Raw genomic sequence first — 1558 nt, 5'->3', positions numbered from 1 at the left:
ATCTTACTTAATAGTTAGATTGTATAGTAAAAATATTTATTTAAAACAATTAAGGGGTGTAGAAATGAAGAAAATTATGCTACTCGTGTTCTTAGTAGGTTGTTTGTTAGCACTTTCATCTTGTAAATCTGATTCTGCTTCAACTCCTGACAAAGAGTCAAATAAAGACTCAGACACAGTAAAAATCGCAGGGATCTTTTCTTCCTCTGGGGGGGCGGCTCCACTAGGGGAACCTGAATTAGAGACATTGCAAATGTTAGTTGACGAGCAAAATAAAGCTGGTGGAATCAATGGCAAGAAGATCGAACTAATAACTTACGATGATAAATCTGATCAAAATGAAGCTGTATTGGCTATGAAGAAAGCGGTTACACAAGATAAGGTAACTGCCGTTATTGGAGGAACGATTAGCGGTAACTCATTAGCGATGCTTCCTTTAGCAGAACAAAACAAAGTTCCATATTTCTCTGTTGCTGCTAGTAAGCAAATTCACCGAGATGATAATGGCAAGGCAAGAAAATGGGTTTACAAAACACCGCAAGATGACAGACATGCTGTTGAAAAAATCTTAGGATTTTTAAAGGATAAAGGGTTAACAAAAGTAGCATGGCTAAACGTTGCGAACTCATTTGGTACTGGCGCCCATGAAGAGTTTGGAGAAATCGCTAAAGACTTCGGAATAGAAGCAGTTATCGAAGACGAATTTGAGGCAACTGTTAAAGATGCAAAGCCAGTGTTAACGCGTGTAAAAAAAGCAAAGCCAGAAGCGATTATTGTTTGGGGTACTGTTCAAGAATCAGCAGTTGTTGTTAAGAACATTCGTGAATTAGCAATTGACCTTCCTGTGTTAGCAAGTCATGGTGTGGCATCAAGCCAATTCTTAGAATTAACAGGAGAAGCTGGCAATGGTGTTGTTTTACCAGCTGGCAAGCTCTTAATTGCCGAGGATTTAGCTAATTCAAATCCGCAAAAAGAATTACTTCTTAAGTATAAAGAACAATATACCGCTAAATATAACAAACCTATTAGTACATTTGGTGCCCATGCATGGGATGCATATTATATGGTTGTTAAAGCGGTGGAAGCTGGTAACACTGATAGCGCTTCAATAAGAGACTATATTGAAAAGGATATGGGTGAATTTGTTGGTTTAACAGGTGTTTTCAATATTGATAAAGAGAACCATAATGGTTTAACTGCAGACAGTTTTGCTATGGTAAAAATCGTTGATGGTAAATGGACTTTAGAAGAAAAAGAATAATCATAGAATATGATGATCAGTGGTGAAAATCCACCACTGATTGTCAATTGTGAGTTAATAAGATGAATTTTTAATTTTGGAGGGATACAAATGGAAGTCATGAGTCAAATGTTACAACTACTGTTTTCCGGTTTAACGATCGGTTCCATTTATGCTTTAATTGCAATTGGCTTTGTGATCATTTATAACGTTACAGGAGTTCTCAACCTAGCACAGGGTGAATTCGCAATGTTTGGTGCCATGATTAGTATTTCTCTACTCAATACAGGGTTACCATTATGGTTAGCAATTATATGT

General features: G+C 36.8%; 2 protein-coding genes. Both read left to right on the top strand.

Annotation, left to right across the window (positions count from 1 at the left end; genetic code table 11):
- Window positions 1-1261 (top strand): ABC transporter substrate-binding protein (locus V7014_RS26680; protein WP_335512075.1); only part of this gene is annotated, 1261 nt, incomplete at its 5' end.
- A 90-nt stretch (window positions 1262-1351) separates the two neighbouring features.
- The coding region (locus V7014_RS26675; RefSeq protein ID WP_438824990.1) for an ABC transporter permease subunit at window positions 1352-1558 on the top strand (207 nt) is incomplete at its 3' end.

The sequence above is a fragment of the Bacillus sp. JJ722 genome, from assembly GCF_036963345.1.
In the GTDB taxonomy this organism is placed as follows: Bacteria; Bacillota; Bacilli; order Bacillales; family DSM-1321; genus Bacillus_AD.
Note: the sequence above shows the minus strand (reverse complement) of the source record. Positions and strands in the feature narration are given on the sequence as shown.